The sequence below is a fragment of the Rhodococcus sp. NPDC055024 genome (assembly GCF_053608585.1).
In genome coordinates, this window is record NZ_JBSGVT010000009.1 from 141,384 (window position 1) to 155,819 (window position 14,436).

Annotated in this window: 16 protein-coding genes; 14 read left to right on the forward strand and 2 right to left on the reverse strand. The window is 63.8% G+C overall.

All coding sequences use genetic code 11. From position 1 onward, the window contains the following. Positions 1–13: 13 nt before the first annotated feature. Positions 14–1,354 (reverse strand): SLC13 family permease, encoded by a 1,341-nt coding sequence (locus tag ACWF6P_RS19805; protein WP_452622183.1) that lies wholly within the window; start codon positions 1,352–1,354, stop codon positions 14–16. A 99-nt stretch (positions 1,355–1,453) separates the two neighbouring features. On the opposite strand from ACWF6P_RS19805, the gene ACWF6P_RS19810 reads away from it, so the two are divergent. The 14 genes from ACWF6P_RS19810 to ACWF6P_RS19875 all read left to right on the forward strand — a co-directional run bounded on the left by ACWF6P_RS19810 (position 1,454) and on the right by ACWF6P_RS19875 (position 13,450). Further along, positions 1,454–2,101, forward strand: coding sequence for a FadR/GntR family transcriptional regulator (locus ACWF6P_RS19810; protein ID WP_452622184.1), 648 nt, complete (start codon positions 1,454–1,456; stop codon positions 2,099–2,101). A gap of 278 nt (positions 2,102–2,379) precedes the next feature. Next, a complete protein-coding gene (gene ftsH / locus ACWF6P_RS19815; RefSeq protein WP_452622185.1) occupies positions 2,380–4,929 on the forward strand; it encodes an ATP-dependent zinc metalloprotease FtsH in 2,550 nt (849 codons plus the stop codon). A 59-nt stretch (positions 4,930–4,988) separates the two neighbouring features. Beyond that, positions 4,989–5,606 carry a GTP cyclohydrolase I FolE gene (gene folE, locus ACWF6P_RS19820; RefSeq protein ID WP_019746783.1) on the forward strand — a complete coding sequence of 206 codons (618 nt, stop codon included), beginning with the start codon at positions 4,989–4,991 and terminating at the stop codon, positions 5,604–5,606. Between the two features lie 5 nt (positions 5,607–5,611). Further along, positions 5,612–6,472, forward strand: coding sequence for a dihydropteroate synthase (gene folP, locus ACWF6P_RS19825; RefSeq protein WP_378448270.1), 861 nt, complete (start codon positions 5,612–5,614; stop codon positions 6,470–6,472). 1 nt (position 6,473) lies between these two features. Continuing rightward, a complete protein-coding gene (folB, locus tag ACWF6P_RS19830; protein ID WP_003945780.1) occupies positions 6,474–6,839 on the forward strand; it encodes a dihydroneopterin aldolase in 366 nt (121 codons plus the stop codon). After that, a complete protein-coding gene (gene folK, locus ACWF6P_RS19835; protein WP_452622186.1) occupies positions 6,836–7,339 on the forward strand; it encodes a 2-amino-4-hydroxy-6-hydroxymethyldihydropteridine diphosphokinase in 504 nt (167 codons plus the stop codon). The genes folB and folK overlap by 4 nt, the downstream gene beginning before the upstream one ends. 17 nt (positions 7,340–7,356) lie before the next feature. Next, entirely contained in the window at positions 7,357–7,824 is a 468-nt protein-coding gene (locus ACWF6P_RS19840; protein ID WP_230816814.1) for a DUF3180 domain-containing protein, read from the forward strand. Positions 7,825–7,892: 68 nt separating this feature from the next. Further along, positions 7,893–8,981: a DUF6779 domain-containing protein gene (locus ACWF6P_RS19845; RefSeq protein ID WP_452622187.1), complete on the forward strand. Its 1,089-nt coding sequence runs from the start codon at positions 7,893–7,895 to the stop codon at positions 8,979–8,981. A 110-nt stretch (positions 8,982–9,091) separates the two neighbouring features. Beyond that, positions 9,092–10,033: a Rossmann-like and DUF2520 domain-containing protein gene (locus ACWF6P_RS19850; protein ID WP_452622188.1), complete on the forward strand. Its 942-nt coding sequence runs from the start codon at positions 9,092–9,094 to the stop codon at positions 10,031–10,033. Continuing rightward, positions 10,026–10,958: a pantoate--beta-alanine ligase gene (panC, locus tag ACWF6P_RS19855; protein ID WP_378546243.1), complete on the forward strand. Its 933-nt coding sequence runs from the start codon at positions 10,026–10,028 to the stop codon at positions 10,956–10,958. Before ACWF6P_RS19850 ends, panC begins: the two co-directional genes overlap by 8 nt. A gap of 27 nt (positions 10,959–10,985) precedes the next feature. Next, entirely contained in the window at positions 10,986–11,432 is a 447-nt protein-coding gene (gene panD / locus ACWF6P_RS19860) for an aspartate 1-decarboxylase (RefSeq protein ID WP_003945761.1), read from the forward strand. 3 nt (positions 11,433–11,435) lie between these two features. Continuing rightward, on the forward strand, positions 11,436–12,251 hold the full coding sequence (locus ACWF6P_RS19865; protein WP_230816726.1) for a type III pantothenate kinase: 816 nt from the start codon (positions 11,436–11,438) through the stop codon (positions 12,249–12,251). 219 nt (positions 12,252–12,470) lie between these two features. Next, entirely contained in the window at positions 12,471–13,031 is a 561-nt protein-coding gene (locus ACWF6P_RS19870) for a cysteine dioxygenase (RefSeq protein ID WP_378639591.1), read from the forward strand. Continuing rightward, a complete protein-coding gene (locus ACWF6P_RS19875) occupies positions 13,028–13,450 on the forward strand; it encodes a rhodanese-like domain-containing protein (RefSeq protein ID WP_452622189.1) in 423 nt (140 codons plus the stop codon). Before ACWF6P_RS19870 ends, ACWF6P_RS19875 begins: the two co-directional genes overlap by 4 nt. 21 nt (positions 13,451–13,471) lie before the next feature. Here ACWF6P_RS19875 and ACWF6P_RS19880 read toward each other — a convergent pair whose 3' ends face one another. Further along, on the reverse strand, positions 13,472–14,431 hold the full coding sequence (locus tag ACWF6P_RS19880; RefSeq protein ID WP_378534894.1) for an AraC family transcriptional regulator: 960 nt from the start codon (positions 14,429–14,431) through the stop codon (positions 13,472–13,474). Positions 14,432–14,436: the final 5 nt, after the last annotated feature.

Consider the following 14,436-nt stretch of genomic DNA (forward strand, 5'->3'; position numbering starts at 1 on the left):
TTTGAGCGAAGATTCAGACGGACCAGGGAACAACGAACAGCAACCAGGCGAGGATCGGTGTCACCACCATGATGGTCATGCCCCACCGCATCGTCAGCCCGAACACCACGTCGCGTTCTTCCGGAGCGGCGTTCGCCACCACCAGAGCACCATTGGTCGAGAACGGACTGCAATCGACCAGAGACGAGGAGATTGCCAGCGCGATGACCAGACCGGTTGCATTGACCTGACCGGTCATGAGGAAGGGAATAGCCAAGGGGATAAGTGCTCCCAGGATTCCGGTGGTGGATGCAAACGCCGATACGATCGCGCCGATCAGGCAGATCAAGAAGGCTGCGAGAAGTGGAATGCCGACGTGTGCAACCGAATCCCCGAGCCACTGGACGGTGTTCTGGTTCTGCAGAAGAGCGACGTACGTGACAATTCCGCCGATGAGGAGCACGGTGCCCCAGCTGATCTTGTCGACGGCGCCGCGGGCGGAGGCCGGGAAGATCAGGGTGAGAAGTACCGCGACGGTCAGTGCGGTGAATCCGACGTCGAGGTCGAAGACCAAGGCGCCGAGTGCAAGTGACGCCAGTCCGAGCAGGGTGAGTCGGCGCTCGAGATTGAGTGCTCCCTCGTGCGGAGCGGTCCCACCGGAGGACTTGCCGCCACCCTTCGAGCTATCACCGGAACCCGAACCGGTGATGGTGTCGCCACCGCCAGTCGCGTTGCCGACTGCGTTGACGAGCACGCGTTCGGAGGCGCCGCGCGCAATCAGTGCGCGACCGCCGAACGAGACGTACGCGATGGCAGCAACAACGGCCGCGGCCGCGAAGGTCGAGACGAACAGCAAAGCCGGGCTCGACGGGAGGCCGTTCTGGCGCATGACGTCGTTGGTGATGACACCGAAGATTCCGATGGGGGAGAAACTGCCCGCCGTTGCGCCCTGGACGACCATGAAGCCCATCAGCATGGGGTGGATTCGGTAGCGGGTGGCGAAGCCCATCGCCACGGGCGCGATGATGGCCACGGCAGCGGGGCTGACCGCACCCATGGCAGTAACGGCCGCGCACACCGCGAACATCGCCCACGGCACGAGGGCCACTCGTCCTCTGACCGCCCGGACGGCCGCGTGAATGATCCAGTCGACCGTGCCGTTGTTTCTGGCCAGCGCGAACAGGTAGGTGACGCCGACCAGGATGACGAAGAGGCTGGCCGGGAAGCCGTCGAGGATCTCGCTGGTATCGACGGTGAAGACCAGTGTTCCGACGACAAAGGCAGCCACCAGGGCAAGCGCACCCATGTTCACCGACCTCACGGTGGATATGACGAACACCAGGACAAGTACTGACAGGGCTATGACATTTGCCATCGAACTCTCAATCCGTTCGCGACCAGCTTGTGGTCTGCATCACTTGGAATTGGCCTAGCCTCTCTGCCACTGCTCCATTTGTCAAGTACACTCCGAGGCATGAATTCGACGTCATCGCCCGGATCGCGCTCGGGCCTGCCCGGACGATTGAAGCGTCCGCGTCTGTACGAGCAGTTGGCCGAGCACATTTCGAATTTCATCGAGGCTCAAGGTCTTTCGCCAGGCGATCGGCTTCCTCCCGAACGCAGCCTGGCTGCCGAACTCGGCGTGAGCCGCGCATCGCTGTCTCAGGCGCTCGTTGCTCTCGAGATCCGGGGCCGAGTCGAAATCCAGCACGGCAACGGAGCAGTGATTCGTGAAGCACCGACGCCCGGCGCGGGCCGCTCCGCGGACTCGGGCGTGCGGCTTCAGGATCGGACCGTCGACGAACTGACTGCGGCGCGGGAAGCGATCATGGCCGGGCTGGCTCGGGCGGCGGCGTCGAATCCCAACGCTGCGCTGCGGGTCGCGATGTTGACCGACGACGGGACCGCGAGAAACTTCGCCGAGACGTGGCGTTGTGTCAGGCACCTTGCCGGAGGTGGCTTATTGGCTGATCTCGACGACACGATCGCCCAGCAGGCGGACGTGCCCGAGTCGTCGGCTCGGCTGTCTGCGCGACTCGATCAGCTCGCACACCGCATCATCGACGGTGACCAATCGGGCGCCGCCGACGCTGTCGCGGGAATCCTCTCCGAGACCGTCTGAGGCGCCTCGGCCAAACCAGCCCGACAAAGCGTCCGAAAAGCGCACGATAACCGCTATGAGCGTGTTCGCTCACGGGAAACTGTGCTGCGGCGTAGCCCGGGAACCTGATCGGCAATACGCACGTTGAACACAGTGACGACCGTTCCGACCAAGCGGCACGGCTGCTGGCGGGCATCGATGGGGCCGATCGCGGTAACCTGCAGGTGTCCGGTTGGCAGCCGGAAGGCGACCTGGCAGACCCGCACTCTCGAAAGGACCGGCCACATCGGCCGACCTGTATGAACCGTAAGACTGTGTTCCGTAACGTGCTACTCGTAGCCGTCGTGCTGTTGGTGATCTATGCCTTCAGTTACTTCAGCAACGACACCCGCGACTTCAAGACCGTCGACACGTCGGTCGCGATCTCCCAACTCGACGCCAAGAACGTTGCGTCGGCGCAGATCGACGACCGTGAGCAGCAGGTTCGCCTGTGGCTCAAGAACGGCAACGACGCCACCGACGGTAAGACGCAGATCCTGGCGAAGTACCCCGCGAGTGCGTCCGAGCAGATCTTCGACAAGGTCGAAGGCGCCGGTGCGGACAAGTTCAACACTTCGGTCACGCAGGAGAGTTGGCTGACGTCGATCCTTCTGTTCGTGCTGCCGATGATCATTCTGTTCGGCATCTTCTTCTTCGTCATGAACCGGATGCAGGGCGGCGGCGGTCGCGGCGGAGTCATGGGATTCGGTAAATCGAAGGCCAAGCAGCTCACCAAGGACATGCCGAAAACCACGTTCGCCGACGTCGCCGGTGCGGACGAGGCTGTCGAAGAGCTGTACGAGATCAAGGACTTCCTGCAGAACCCGGCTCGCTACCAGGCGCTCGGCGCCAAGATTCCGCGCGGCGTCCTGCTGTACGGCCCTCCCGGAACCGGTAAGACGCTGCTCGCTCGCGCTGTCGCAGGCGAAGCCGGCGTCCCGTTCTTCACCATCTCCGGTTCGGACTTCGTCGAGATGTTCGTCGGTGTCGGTGCTTCGCGTGTTCGCGACATGTTCGAGCAGGCCAAGCAGAACAGCCCCTGCATCATCTTCGTCGACGAGATCGACGCCGTCGGTCGTCAGCGCGGCGCAGGTCTGGGCGGCGGACACGACGAACGTGAGCAGACGCTCAACCAGTTGCTCGTCGAGATGGACGGCTTCGGTGACCGCACCGGCATCATCTTGATCGCCGCAACCAACCGCCCCGACATCCTGGACCCCGCACTGCTGCGTCCGGGACGCTTCGATCGCCAGATTCCGGTCGGCGCCCCCGACCTCGCCGGCCGCCGCGCGATCCTGCGCGTGCACTCGCAGGGCAAGCCGATCGATCCCAACGCCGATCTCGAAGGTCTCGCCAAGCGGACCGTCGGAATGTCGGGTGCCGATCTCGCCAACGTCATCAACGAGGCTGCGCTGCTCACCGCACGCGAAAACGGAACCGTCATCACCGAAGCCTCGCTCGAGGAATCGGTGGACCGTGTTGTCGGTGGACCGCGGCGTAAGAGTCGCATCATCAGCGAGCACGAGAAGAAGATCACGGCCTACCACGAGGGCGGTCACACGCTCGCTGCTTGGGCAATGCCTGACATCGAGCCGGTCTACAAGGTCACGATCCTCGCTCGCGGTCGCACCGGCGGTCACGCGATGACCGTGCCCGAGGACGACAAGGGTTTGATGACGCGTTCCGAGATGATCGCGCGTCTCGTCATGGCAATGGGTGGACGCGCCGCCGAGGAGCTGGTGTTCCACGAGCCCACCACGGGAGCGTCGTCCGATATCGACATGGCGACAAAGATCGCCCGCGCGATGGTCACCGAATACGGCATGAGTGCCAAGCTCGGCGCGGTTCGCTACGGCCAGGAGGGCGGGGATCCGTTCCTCGGCCGTTCGATGGGCGTGCAGTCCGACTACTCACACGAGATCGCTCGTGAAATCGACGAAGAGGTGCGCAACCTCATCGAGGCAGCGCACACCGAAGCGTGGGCAATCCTCAACGAGTACCGCGATGCGCTCGACCTCATCGCTACCGAACTGCTCGAGCGTGAGACGTTGACTCGCAAGGACCTCGAGAAGATCCTTGCCGGCGTCGAAAAGCGTCCGCGCATCACGGCTTTCAACGATTTCGGCGGTCGCACGCCTTCGGATCGTCCGCCGGTGAAAACTCCGCGCGAACTCGCGATCGAGCGTGGCGAAACCTGGCCGGAGCCCGCTGCCGCCCCTGTTCTCGTCAAGGCCGGCGCAGCCAACAGTGGTGCCCCCAACAACGGCGGTCTTCCCAACAACGGCAACCAGGGACCCTCGAACGGCTACGCGCAGCCTTCGTACCCGCAGCCGAGTGCGCCGCAGCAGACTCCGCAACCGGGAACACCCGACTACGGAGCGCCCGCCGGATGGTCGGCACCGGGTTGGCCTCCGCGTGAGAACCAGTCGCCGACGTACCCCGGACAGCAGTCGGGTGGATACACCGGTGGACAGAATCCGACCCCGCCGAACCAGCAGCAGGGCCAGTACGGTCAGCCCCAACACGGTCAGCCCCAGCCCGATCAGGGGCAGTACGGTCAGCCGCATCCGGGACAGCAGGCGTACCCGGAGCAGCAGCACCCCGGCCGCCGTTACCCCGCACAGCCCGACTACCCGGTGCAGTACCCGGACAGTGGACCTTTCGCCGATCCGAACCGGGGAAACCCGTCGGGTGAAAACCAGTGGCAGAGCCCCGCACCGGAACAGCCGCAAACTCCTCCGCCGCATCATTCGGCTGAGGACGAGGGACCGAGCACCGTTCGCTGGGACGGACCGGACGGATCTCGCTGACCTTGCGCCACTAGGCTCTGCGGCGGGGGACCTGTGAACAATTCTCGAGGAGAGTTCGGTTGTCGGTGAATGATGTGGCCAGTGAACTGGTGTCGCTCGGAACGGGCCGCCCGTTCGATCAGGCGCGGGCAGAGGCTGCCGTACGAGAATTGTTGATCGCGGTCGGCGAAGATCCGGAGCGCCCAGGCCTGCTCGATACGCCGGCCCGGGTGGCGCGCTCGTACAAGGAGATCTTCGCGGGTCTGTACTCCGAGCCCGACGACGCGTTGAACACGACTTTCGACGAGGGTCACCAGGAATTGGTGCTCGTGCGAGACATTCCGATGTTCTCGACGTGCGAGCACCACCTGGTGTCCTTCCACGGCGTCGCCCACGTTGGCTACATCCCGGGAAAGTCCGGCAAGGTCACCGGTTTGTCGAAGCTGGCGCGTGTTGTCGACCTGTACGCCAAGCGTCCGCAGGTTCAAGAACGCCTGACCAGTCAGATCGCAGATGCTTTGATGCGCAAGCTCGACCCGCGCGGCGCCATCGTCGTCATCGAAGCCGAGCATCTGTGCATGGCGATGCGCGGTATCCGCAAGCCCGGAGCCAGCACGACCACGTCTGCGGTTCGTGGGCTCCTGCAATCCAGCGCGGCCTCACGGTCCGAAGCGCTGGACCTCATCCTTCGTAAGTGAGCGAGATGTCCGCGGCTTCCGTTGCAGACAGCGATCCGGCCCGGATGGTCGTGATGGGGATTTTGAACGTCACCGCCGATTCGTTTTCCGACGGTGGCCAATTCCTCGATCGTGACGCGGCGATCTCTCGTGGGCTAGAGCTGCAACGCATTGGCGTCGACATCGTCGACATCGGCGGTGAGTCGACGCGTCCCGGTGCCACCCGAGTGGACCCGAAACTCGAGGCCGATCGTATTGCCCCGGTGATCGAAGAACTGGTTGCTGCGGGAATCCGCGTCAGCGTCGACACGATGCGTGCTTCTGTCGCCGCAGCCGCGATCGAAGCGGGTGCGGGGATCGTCAACGACGTCTCGGGCGGTCGCGCGGACCCCGACATGGCGTCCGTGGTTGCCGACGCCGGAGTGCCCTGGATCCTCATGCATTGGCGCTCGGCCCGCGACTACGTCCATCGTGGCAGTGCCGATCACTACGACGACGTGGTCCGAGACGTCCGTGACGAACTGCTTTCGCAGGTCGACCTGGCGTTGAAGGCGGGCGTTGATTCGTCGTCGATCATCCTCGATCCCGGCCTCGGGTTCGCGAAGAACGCCGACCACAACTGGGCTCTGTTGCGGGCCTTGCCCGAGTTCAACGCACTCGGATTCCCGGTCCTGGTCGGCGCTTCCCGTAAGCGGTTCCTCGGGTCTCTGCTCAGCGATCCCGAAGGCAATCCGCGCCCGCCGGCCGGCCGTGAGACTGCGACGGCCGTGGTCTCCGCCCTTGCAGCGCGCGAAGGTGCTTGGGGAGTTCGGGTGCACGACGCACAAGCCTCGCTCGACGCCATTGCCGTGGTCGACGCCTGGAACCGTGGACGAGAAAGGGCCTGACATGGGGGACCGAATCGAATTGCGCGGGCTGAAGGTTCGCGGCAATCACGGAGTGTTCGACCACGAGAAGCGTGACGGTCAGGACTTCTTCATCGACATCACGGTGTGGATGGACCTGGCGCCCGCCGCGGCGTCGGACGATCTGACCCAGACCCTGCACTACGGCGAGTTGGCGGAAGCCGCCGCAGCAATCGTCGCCGGCCCTTCGCGCGATCTCATCGAGACCGTCGCTGCCGAGATCGCTGACGACGTCATGAAGGATTCGCGAGTCGAGAGCGTCGAGGTCGTGGTCCACAAGCCGTCGGCGCCGATTCCGCTGGTCTTCGCGGACGTCGCCGTCGTCGCACATCGGACCAGGTCGGCATGACACGCGCTGTTCTGTCGATCGGTTCCAACATCGGCGACAGCGTGGCTCACCTGCAGTCCGTTGTCGACGGGTTGGGCAGCTCCGTCGTTGCTGTCTCACCGGTCTACTCGACGGCGCCGTGGGGTGGCGTCGAGCAGCAGGATTTCTACAATGCGGTGGTGGTGGTCGACGATCCCGACGCCGATGCCGCTGAATGGCTTCGCCGCTCGCAAGCTCTCGAGGAAGCCGCAGATCGGGTGCGCGAACAGCGGTGGGGGCCACGGAGCCTGGACGTGGACGTAGTCGACTGCGACGGCGTCGTCAGTTCCGATCCCGTGCTCACACTTCCGCATCCGCGGGCGCATCTTCGGGCATTCGTGCTCGTTCCCTGGCTGGACGTCGAGCCTGATGCGACGCTGATCGTCGACGGTCGGAAGTTGTCGGTGGCAGAAATTCTCGGCGGCCTCGATCGCAGCGAACGTGAAGGTGTGCGCACTACCGATGTGGTGCTTGCGCGGTGACCGAACAAGACAAGGGTTTGAAGCCGACCCGGATCAGTGAACTCGCGGTTCTGGCCGCGGTTGCGGCCGTGGCCACCTGGATTCTGATTCGCGTGTTCTACGGTTCGATGCCGCCCATCCCTGTTTATGCGGGAGCGTCGCTGTACTTCGTGGCCGTTGCCGAAGCCGTCTTCGCTTTCGTCATTCGGGCGCGCGTCAAGAATCGTCAGGTCGGCGACGGTCTCAGACAACTCCATCCGATCACTGCCGCCCGCGCGCTGGCATTGGCAAAAGCATCCGCTTTGGTCGGTTCAGCTACCGTGGGTGTCTGGGTTGGAGTGCTGGTGTATCTCATCCCACAGCGCTCGGTTCTGCAGGCCGCGGCCTCCGACACGCCGGGCGCGTGGGTGGGGTTGGGCGCCGCAATTGCGCTGGTAGCGGCAGCTCTGTGGCTCGAACATTGTTGCAAGACGCCGGAAGATACACCTGACGAGCCGGCGCACTGACAGCCTGGTCGGCAAATCACCCACCGAGGTACGTGGCGACCCCGGTCTCGGCAAGTACCCTGGCAACCATGACAAATTCTGGTCGATCGAAGTCTGCGCGCCGAAGCAAGCGCAGCGCGAGCCAGATGATCATTGCTGCTCTTCTGGCACTTGCTGTCATTGCTTCGCTGTTTCTGATTTTCAGCAACAGCGTTCAGCTTCTTCGGGTTGGTCTGGTCGTCGCTCTGTGGGCAGCCACCCTCGGCGCTATCGCCATGACCAAGTATCGGCGTGAGTCGGCACTGGACAAAGCCAAGGTTGCCGATCTACAGACCGTGTACGAACTGCAGCTCGAGCGTGAAATTTCCGCTCGACGCGAGTACGAATTGAGCGTCGAAGGTCGCGTGCGACGTGAGGTGACCGCGGACGCGGAGGAACTGGCCGGGCTGCGCGCCGAATTGGTGGCGCTGCGCCGAAACCTCGAAGCACTGTTCGAAGGTGGGCTGCTGCCCGAACAGACCGCGCTCAAGACCGATTCGACGCGAGTGCCGGAACTTGGCGGTAGTTCGTACGGCGCGTACCAGCCGGCACCGTCGGGGTTGTACGTTCCCGGCGCCGGCCAGAGCGGGCCCAGCCAACCGGCACCGAACGTCGGCGGGTTGGCTTCGCCCAACGACGATCCGGTGACTGCTGAGACAACCGTCGTGTTCGCGGAGACGTCGTGGCGCGACAGCAGCTTCGTTGCGCCACGCGTCATACCGACGCAGAAGCCGCAGGAGACGCAGAAGCCCCAGGATCAGACCCGGAACCAGGCCCCGAAGAATTCTCCGGTGAGTTCTGTGAGTTCCTCGCCGACACGAACGGCGAAAGATGTTCCGGTGGAGAAGGATCCGGAGCCGGTCGAGCCAGAAATCAAGGCTCCCGCCCAGGCCCCGAACATCGAAGACGCCGTCATCGAAGACGCCGTCGTCGAAGAGGTGCCCGAGGTTGTTCCCGAGGTTGTCGCGGAAACAGAACCTGAGCCCGACGCCGAGCCGCGCCGTCGTCGTCGCGCTGCCCCGGAAGATGCCGCGAGTGGTGCTCATTCCAACGGATTGACCGTCGCCGAAATAATGGCAAATCTGAGTTCGGCCAACCCGTCCGAAGGCTCCGGTCGACGCCGTCGCCGAGAGGACTGAGTCGCAGATCACTCGCCCGGCCATGGCATGACGGTTCGGGCGAAGGATATCCTCGGACGCAGAACGTCTGGTACCCGCCGAGCGGGACTGGAACGAACGAGAGGAATCCGGTGACTTCCTTCGGGATCACTAATGGACCTGCACCTGCGCGATTGACGGTAGGAATTGTCTCCGCAGGCCGGGTCGGAACAGCTGTCGGTGCCGCGTTGGAGCGAGCCGGTCATGTTGTCAGCGCTTGCTCCGCAGTCTCCAGTGCCTCGGTCGCCCGCGCTGTGAAGCGGCTTCCCGATACCGAAATTCTTCCGGCCGCCGACGTCGCAGCTCGCTCCGAACTGCTGATTCTCGCTGTTCCGGACGACCAGCTTGCTGATCTTGTCCGAGGGCTCGCGGCCACGAAAGCCGTCAAGCCGGGCACGCTCGTCGCCCACACGTCGGGCGCCAACGGCATTGCGATCCTCGCTCCGCTGACCGAACTGGGCGCACTGCCCTTGGCTATCCATCCGGCGATGACGTTCACCGGTCACGACGAAGACACTGCGCGGCTGTCGTCGGCGTGCTTCGGAATCACGGCCGGCGACGACATCGGATACGCGATCGCGCAGTCTCTCGTCCTCGAGATCGGCGGCGAGCCGGTCCGAGTGCGCGAGGAGAACCGCGCGCTCTACCACGCTGCCCTGGCTCACGGCAGTAATCACCTGGTCACCCTCGTTGTCGACGCTGTCGAGGCGCTGCGAGCGTCGTTGCAAGGTGACGAGTTGCTCGGTCAGCAGTTGATAGACGGCGATCCGGGTGGAGTGGCCGAGCGTGTCCTGCAACCGCTGTTGTCGGCCGCCCTGGACAACGCACTACGACGCGGTCCCTCGGCGTTGACCGGCCCGGTGGCACGCGGCGATGCCGCTGCCGTCGACAAACATTTGCGCGTACTGACAGAACTGGATCCGGAGCTCGCTGCCGGCTATCGAGCGATGTCCTTGCGATCGGCCCAGCGGGTGGGCGCCCCCACCGAATTGTTCGACATCTTGACTGAAACGGGAGGTGACCGTCGTGAGTGATTTGCAGGGCGGATACAAGCGCGGCGAACTGACGGTGCACCACGATCCGGACAAGCTTCGGCGCGTCTCGCGGGCACTGCGTGGAGTCGGGCGCCAGGTGGCGCTCGTTCCGACGATGGGTGCGCTGCACGCGGGCCACATCGAACTGGTTCGTCAGGCCAAGGTCACCGGCGCCGTCGTGATCGTTTCCATCTTCGTGAACCCGCTGCAGTTCGGTGCCGGCGAAGACCTGGACGCATACCCGCGCACTCTCGATGCCGATCTCGACCTGCTTCGCGCCGAGGGCGTCGAATTGGTGTTCGCGCCCAGCGCCAAGACGATGTACCCGCGTGGTCAGCGCACCACCATCGTGCCCGGACCGTTGGGTGGCGAACTCGAAGGCGGCGCACGCCCCACTCACTTCGCGGGAATGCTGACGGTCGTGGCGAAGCTGCTGCAGATCGCGGCGCCCAATCACGCGTACTTCGGTGAGAAGGACTATCAGCAGCTGACGCTCATCCGTCAGATGGTGTGGGATCTCAACTTCGACGTACAGATCATCGGAGTTCCGACAGTCCGCGAGTTCGACGGCCTCGCGTTGTCCTCTCGCAATCGCTACCTCGACGAGAGCCAGCGCGCCGCAGCTGTCGCGCTATCCGCAGCTCTGATCGCCGGCGCACACGCGGCGGCCGGGGGAGCGGAAGCAATTCTGGAAACCGCACGCGCTGTCCTGGCAGCTGTTCCGGAAATCGAGGTCGACTACCTCGAGGTTCGGGGCGTCGATCTGGGCCCCGCTCCCGAGCGGGGTGACGGCCGACTGTTGGTGGCCGCCAAGCTCGGAACGACCCGTCTGATCGACAATGTCGGTGTTGCCGTGGGAACCGGCTTCCTCGAGCGTGACACCGACCCATCCGCCGACGCCATCGACGACCTGCTGTCTCACTGAGCACTTTTCACGAGTAAGGACCTGGATATGTTTCGCACAATGATGAAGTCGAAGATCCACCGCGCCACCGTGACTCACGCCGACCTGCACTACGTCGGCTCTGTCACCGTCGACCAGGATCTGATGGACGCCGCCGACCTCCTCGAAGGCGAACAGGTGTGCATCGTCGACATCGACAACGGCGCGCGTCTCGAGACGTACGTCATCGCGGGTGAGCGCGGAACGGGTGTCATCGGAATCAACGGTGCAGCAGCGCATCTGGTCAAGCCCGGCGACCTGGTCATTCTCATCGCCTACGGCGTGATGAACGAGCAGGAAGTCAAGGAGTACTCCCCGCGCGTCGTGTTCGTCGATGCCGACAACAAGCAGATCGAGCTCGGTTCCGACCCGGCTCACGCGCCCGAGGGTTCGGGTCTGATCACCCCGCGCATGCTGTCGACACTCGAGGCCTCGCGCGAATCCAGTCTGGTGTAATCCATGCTGCTCACGGTCGACGTGCGGAACACCAACATCGTTCTCGGTCTGTTTTCCGGAACTGGTGAGCATTCGAAGCTGTTGCAGGACTGGCGAATGCGAACCGACCCTCGGATGACTGCCGACGAGTTGGCGTTGACCTTCCGTGGGCTGTTGGGTACTCATGTCGATCAGATCGCCGGTGTCGCCGCGCTGTCGACGGTGCCATCCGTCTTGCGTGAGATCCGCGTCATGCTCGAGCGGTACTGGGGTCATGTTCCCCATGTCGTGGTCGAGCCGGGCGTGCGCACCGGTGTGCCGCTGCTGGTGGACAACCCCAAAGAAGTCGGAGCCGACCGGATCGTCAACAGCCTTGCCGCGCACCATCTTTACGAGGGACCGTGCATCGTCGTGGACTTCGGCACGTCGACCTGCGTCGACGTCGTTTCCGCCAAGGGTGAGTTCCTGGGTGGCTGCATCGCGCCTGGGCTCGAGATCTCGACCGACGCCTTGGCGTCGCAGTCTGCTGCGTTGCGCAAGGTCGAATTGGTGCGTCCGCGTTCGGTGGTCGGGAAGAACACCGTCGAATGCATGCAGTCCGGCGCGGTATTCGGCTTTGCGGGCCTCGTGGACGGACTGGTCAACCGCGTACGCGACGAACTGCCCGAATTCGGTGGTGACGACGTCTCCGTGATCGCAACCGGGGACAGTGCACCGCTGATCATCCCCGAATCCGACACCATCGATCACTTCGAACGTGACCTCACCCTCGAAGGTCTGAGGTTGGTCTTCGAGCGCAATCAGGCGCGTCGCGGATCCGGTCGACGACCGGTCGCCTGATCGATGGTTTTGTTCCAGCAGTTTCGCGATCGCGAAAGTTGTGCCACAATGGTGCTCGTGAATCGCTGCATGGGTGCTCAGGAGTGTTGTCGAGGCTGACCGCTGCCTTGACCAATTCACACTCCTTGGAGCTAGCTCGTGCTATCCACATATTCTGCAGATCTCTCTGTTTTGGCCCCGACTCTTACTGCTGATCGCACTGTTTCCGCAGGTCGTGGCATCAATCGTGGGCCCTCCGGACGTCGCCCGAGCGGTGCCTCGTTGCCCACCCGCCTTCGCCCGGCCGATTTGCTGCGACTGACCGACGAGGGAGCAAACGGCGTGCTCGACGGCCGTTTCGATCACCTCATCCCCGACGCCTTCCCGACGCTCGACCGTTGGTCCACCCGCCTGCACGCGGACGACGACGTCGATGTGTGGCTCATCAGCTGGGTACCCGAACGCAATACCGAATTGCACGACCACGCAGGCTCGTTCGGCGCATTGACCGTTCTCAGTGGTTCTCTCACCGAATTCCGTTGGGCCGGTGACACCCTGGTGGAACGCCAGCTCGACGCCGGCGATCAGGCTTCGTTCCCGCTCGGATGGGTTCACGATGTCGTACGTTCGACGGATGCTCCCGGTGTTCCGGTCGAAATCAGCTCTGATGCACCGACTCTGAGTGTTCACGCCTACTCGCCGCCGCTGACGGCAATGTCCTTCTACGAAGTGACGGATCACCGGACTCTTCGTCGCACCCGTACCGAGCTGACCGACCTGCCCGAGGGGGGCACCAAATGACCATCGACCAAATGCTCGACGACGCTCGCGCACAGATCGATCGTATGTACGTCTTCCAGCTCACCGAGGCCTTCCACCGCGGCGCGATCTTCGTCGACATTCGCCCGCAGGCGCAGCGCGCCATCGAGGGAACTCTTCCCGGCGCACTCGCGATCGAGCGGAACGTGCTCGAATGGCGCCTCGACCCCACCAGTAGCGCGCACCTTGCGCTGGCCACCGACCACGACGTCGAGTGGGTGATCGTGTGCTCGGAGGGTTACACCTCGAGCCTCGCCGCAGCGTCGTTGCAGCAGCTCGGCCTGCACAAGGCCACCGATCTGGTGGGCGGGTACCAGGCGATCAAGGCCGCCGGACTGCTCGGTGCGCTCAGCGGAGTTCGTCATTGCTCCCGCGAGTTGGCGTCTGTTTCCGCTCATTGAGGCATTTGCTGTGCGCCTTTATTAACCGCGGGCGGTTAATAAAGGCGCACAGCGGGTTTGGCGGTACATCTTCGGGCTCAATCCGTGATGGCGGGTGAACGCGGTCGTGAGCGCAAAGGGGCTCGAGTAGCCGACTTCTCGCGCGATCGACGACACTGTTCGCCCGGGATCTGCCAGCAGGTCCGCGGCCACGGACAGTCGCCACTCGGTCAGGTATCCAACCGGCCCGATTCCCATGAGATTGGTGAACCGGCGAGCAAAGGCTGCTCGCGAACTGCCGGCTTCCTGAGCCAGGCTCGCGACTGTCCAGGAGTATTCCGGCCGATTGTGCATGAGCCGCAAGGCATGTCCGACGACTGGATCTTCGTAGGCCTTGATCCATCGCGGTGATCGATCCGGGTTCTCGGCGAACCACGTTCGGACCGCCGAGATCAGGACCAGGTCCAGGAGCCTGTCCAACAACACCTCCTGCCCGGGGCCGTCGGAGGCGATCTGTTGCTCCAGAAGCGTTGTCATCGGCTCGGTTTCGATACTGCGTCGCACGACCGCGACGGGTGTCAGGCTGTCGAGGATCTGGCGGCTGACGTAGGAGTCCAAACGGTATGTGCCCGTGAGCATGACGGTCTCGCCGCTCGTCGAGTTGCCCCAAGTGCGAACCCCGAGCACTGACATGTCCTCGAGTGGTGTGCCGTCGACCGCGGCGCAGTTCTGCGCCTCGTCGATGAGTACGTGGACCGGGGTGCCGGGTTGATCGGCGACTGTATAAGGATCAGGACCCCGCAACAGTGCCACGTCGCCGGCCCCGAGATTCTCGGTCTGTCCGGTGTCGGAGAGGACGACTGCGGTGCCGCGAACCAGAATCAGCACGGTGACGGGTGCGTGGTCCTCGATACGTAACGACCACGGCGGATCGAGTAACGAGCGCAATAGAAATGCACCTTCCGCCCGCGACCCGGCCAGCATCATCGACAATGCATCCATAATTC

Excerpts from the sequence above, each read along its gene's own strand:
- ACWF6P_RS19805 (WP_452622183.1), bottom strand. The coding sequence starts at position 1,354 with ATGGCAAATGTCATAGCCCTGTCAGTACTTGTCCTGGTGTTCGTCATA.
- ACWF6P_RS19810 (WP_452622184.1), top strand. The coding sequence starts at position 1,454 with ATGAATTCGACGTCATCGCCCGGATCGCGCTCGGGCCTGCCCGGACGA.
- ftsH (WP_452622185.1), top strand. The coding sequence starts at position 2,380 with ATGAACCGTAAGACTGTGTTCCGTAACGTGCTACTCGTAGCCGTCGTG.
- folP (WP_378448270.1), top strand. The coding sequence starts at position 5,612 with ATGTCCGCGGCTTCCGTTGCAGACAGCGATCCGGCCCGGATGGTCGTG.
- folB (WP_003945780.1), top strand. The coding sequence starts at position 6,474 with ATGGGGGACCGAATCGAATTGCGCGGGCTGAAGGTTCGCGGCAATCAC.
- folK (WP_452622186.1), top strand. The coding sequence starts at position 6,836 with ATGACACGCGCTGTTCTGTCGATCGGTTCCAACATCGGCGACAGCGTG.
- ACWF6P_RS19845 (WP_452622187.1), top strand. The coding sequence starts at position 7,893 with ATGACAAATTCTGGTCGATCGAAGTCTGCGCGCCGAAGCAAGCGCAGC.
- panD (WP_003945761.1), top strand. The coding sequence starts at position 10,986 with ATGTTTCGCACAATGATGAAGTCGAAGATCCACCGCGCCACCGTGACT.
- ACWF6P_RS19865 (WP_230816726.1), top strand. The coding sequence starts at position 11,436 with ATGCTGCTCACGGTCGACGTGCGGAACACCAACATCGTTCTCGGTCTG.
- ACWF6P_RS19875 (WP_452622189.1), top strand. The coding sequence starts at position 13,028 with ATGACCATCGACCAAATGCTCGACGACGCTCGCGCACAGATCGATCGT.
- ACWF6P_RS19880 (WP_378534894.1), bottom strand. The coding sequence starts at position 14,431 with ATGGATGCATTGTCGATGATGCTGGCCGGGTCGCGGGCGGAAGGTGCA.